The following is a 2,898-nucleotide window of genomic DNA, read 5'->3' as shown; positions in this document are numbered from 1 at the left end:
TGATGCGTTTTTAAAATTTCCATGACATATATGCCAGCACACTCATCAGCCCATTGAACAAGAAGACCACCAAAAAGATTATTAGCCGCATTAAGATGCGCACTCAATACTAAATGTGAAGTGACTCGAATATAAATCTTATTATTAATCACTACTTCGCTTGGGCTTACGACCCTAATTGGATTATTTGTTGACATTAATACGCCTCAAAAGTTTAGGTTGGCTAACTTAAAATGATAAAATAATGTTTAGTACGTAAAAAATCAAATTGCTAAGGAAAAAACAAAATGACACCTGCACAAAAAGCAGCAGCTATTCTAGCTTTAGCTGGAGAAGAAAATGCAAGTAAATTAATACAAAATATTCCTGAATTTGAAGTCAAAAAAATATTAAGATCTTTTTCAAGAATACCAGTACTAACTGAATCTGAAATTGAAAAAATTGCAAAAGAATTTTTAGAAATTATTAAAAATTTAAATTCAGATACTGCTAAATTCTCAATAGAATATGCAAAAAAAATATTATATGCGGCAAATAATACAATAAAAGACCCCAAATGGATTGAAAGCATTTCAGATTCTTTTTTAATAGATGAAATTAGAAAAATATTAGACGAACTCGATGAAAAAATTCTTTTTAACTGGCTTAAATTAGAACTGCCACAAACAATATCTCTAGTTCTATCCATATCAAATCCAGAAAAATCAAGCTCCCTATTTAAACGCTTTGAAGATTTTATCCGCTGTGAACTTATTTTAAGAATCAGTCAAATGAATCATGTCGACACTCCCGAATTAGAAAATTTATATGAAGAACTTGATAAACTTAAAAGAAATGTAAACCCAAGAGAAATCAATGCGGGTGGGTTTGAAAAAATTAAAAGTGTTTTGCAAGTTTCTACAAAAGATCAAAGAGAAAAACTCCTTGAGGGGATAAAATTAAAAGACCCCGAATTAGCAAAAAAACTCATGGAAGGACTCCTTTCCTTAAGCAGACTTGCCGATCTGGATCAAATTCATTTGTCCTATTTATGCTCTAGTTTATCGGATCAAATCCTTTCTATGGCTCTTAGATTAGAAAGCCATGAAATTAAAGAAAAATTTTTGAAGGGTGTTTCCAAAAAAAGAAGGCATCTTATAGAAGAGGCATGGGATGGTCATAAACAACCTAAAAAAGAAGCGGAAGAGGCTGCTGCTTTTATTGTTAAAAAAGCATTGGAACTAAAGGATTCTGGAAAAATTGTATTTCCCTGGGAAGAAACTTTGGTATAAACAAGGGGACAAAGCTTATGGCATTAAGCCATTTTCCCTTTCATGGAGAGTTCCCAAATGAGCAGTAATAAAGAATATCCCGTTACCGTTGTTACAGGTTTTTTAGGTTCTGGAAAAACCACTCTTTTAAATAGAATGCTTCAAGAAAATCATGGTAAAAAAATTGCTGTTATCTTAAATGAAATTGGGGATGTGAATTTAGATTCCGAACTTGTTGTTCAAAGCATAGGCGAAGAGCTTAAAATCATGAATAATGGTTGTGTTTGTTGCACGGTTCGTGGAGATCTTACAAAAATTTGTCTCGATCTTATAAAAAAGAAAATTGATTTTGACCATGTTGTCATTGAAACAACGGGAATGGCAGACCCAAGCCCTGTTGCCCAAACATTTTTTATGGACGAAAACTTACGCAAATTCTTTTATCTTGATGCTGTTGTTACTGTTGTTGACGCAAAACATATTGATCTCAATTTAGCTGAAATAAAAGAAACTCAAGACCAAATTGGTTTTGCTGATATCATTTTATTAAATAAAATAGATACAATAAATGAAGATAAAGTTAAAGAAGTAGAAACAAAAATAAAATCTATTAACTCCATTGCCAAAATTTTTAAAACTGTAAATTCCAATATTCAAATTGGTGAAGTTTTAGGAATTAATGCTTTTGATTTGCAAGCAAGAAGCGAACTTGATCCAGATATAACAAAAGAATACCATGAACATAATCATGATGATTCTATTCAAAGTATTTACCTTGAAGAAACACGTCCGCTAGACATGGAACGTTTAAATCGATTTATGCAACTTGTTATTAGTGAATTAGGTAACCAAGTGTTACGTTATAAAGGTATTTTATATATTAAAGATGAACCCAAACGCATTGTGTTTCAAGGTGTGCATACCACAATGGGAAGCAATGAAGACAGAGCTTGGGAAGAAAACGAAACGAAAAAAACAAGAATTGTTTTTATTGGACGCCATCTTCCAAAAGATGTTTTAGAAGAAGGACTTTCCCTTTGTGTTGCTAAATAAACACAAAATTGTTTTATTCTTTTAAAAACATTTTTTTAGAGACATTGCCAATAATATTGGTGGTCACACCATCAAATGTACCACCAACCAATGCTCCTACTAAGGGAACAGCCTTTCCAAAATTAATTACTCCACTTCCACCAAATCTTGACAATAAACGAAATCCAACCGCTTTATTGATCTTTATAATGGTTTCTTGGCTAATTTTATGGAGAATATTGTTTAAAAACTTTGTACTCAATTCAATTCCTACATTCTTCAAAATATCACCTCCAGCAGATCCACACATACATGCAAAAATCATGGTTTTAACCCGATCGTCTCGAACATCATAACCATTCATGATAGCAATTGCCGCAATCATTCGAACCTGAACAAATAAAACACTTGCAAGATTCGCTGGTATGGTAACTGGAATAGCGATAATTCCTCCAAGTCCAGCAGCAAAACCTAAAGCGGCTGCTTTTGTATTTTGCCAACGAATTAAGGAATCGATTCTATTTTCCAAAGAGCCCTCTTCTCTTAAATAACTTTCTGCAAGAGTTTGAGAGCTTTCAATACCTATTAAAGCATTTGATGTTGCTTTTTCATAAGC

General features: G+C 32.5%; 3 protein-coding genes. 2 read left to right on the top strand and 1 reads right to left on the bottom strand.

Features of this window, described 5'->3' with window-relative positions:
* The first annotated feature begins 287 nt into the window (after positions 1–287).
* Both ACIQ56_RS16350 and ACIQ56_RS16345 read left to right on the top strand, forming a co-directional pair.
* Entirely contained in the window at positions 288–1,271 is a 984-nt protein-coding gene (locus ACIQ56_RS16350) for a FliG C-terminal domain-containing protein (RefSeq protein ID WP_397602104.1), read from the top strand.
* A gap of 57 nt (positions 1,272–1,328) precedes the next feature.
* The gene (locus ACIQ56_RS16345; RefSeq protein WP_397602103.1) at positions 1,329–2,303 is read left to right on the top strand and encodes a CobW family GTP-binding protein; all 975 of its coding nucleotides are present in this window, start codon (positions 1,329–1,331) and stop codon (positions 2,301–2,303) included.
* A 13-nt stretch (positions 2,304–2,316) separates the two neighbouring features.
* On the opposite strand, the gene ACIQ56_RS16340 is transcribed toward ACIQ56_RS16345, so the two are convergent.
* A partial coding sequence (locus ACIQ56_RS16340; protein WP_397602102.1) for an EcsC family protein occupies positions 2,317–2,898 on the bottom strand: 582 nt, incomplete at its 5' end.

The sequence above is a fragment of the Silvanigrella sp. genome (assembly GCF_044369315.1).
Taxonomy (GTDB): domain Bacteria; phylum Bdellovibrionota_B; class Oligoflexia; order Silvanigrellales; family Silvanigrellaceae; genus Silvanigrella.
Note: the sequence above shows the minus strand (reverse complement) of the source record. Positions and strands in the feature narration are given on the sequence as shown.

Bases quoted from the DNA above. Each gene is read 5' to 3' on its own strand.
- ACIQ56_RS16350 (WP_397602104.1), top strand. From the start codon at position 288: ATGACACCTGCACAAAAAGCAGCAGCTATTCTAGCTTTAGCTGGAGAA.
- ACIQ56_RS16345 (WP_397602103.1), top strand. From the start codon at position 1,329: ATGAGCAGTAATAAAGAATATCCCGTTACCGTTGTTACAGGTTTTTTA.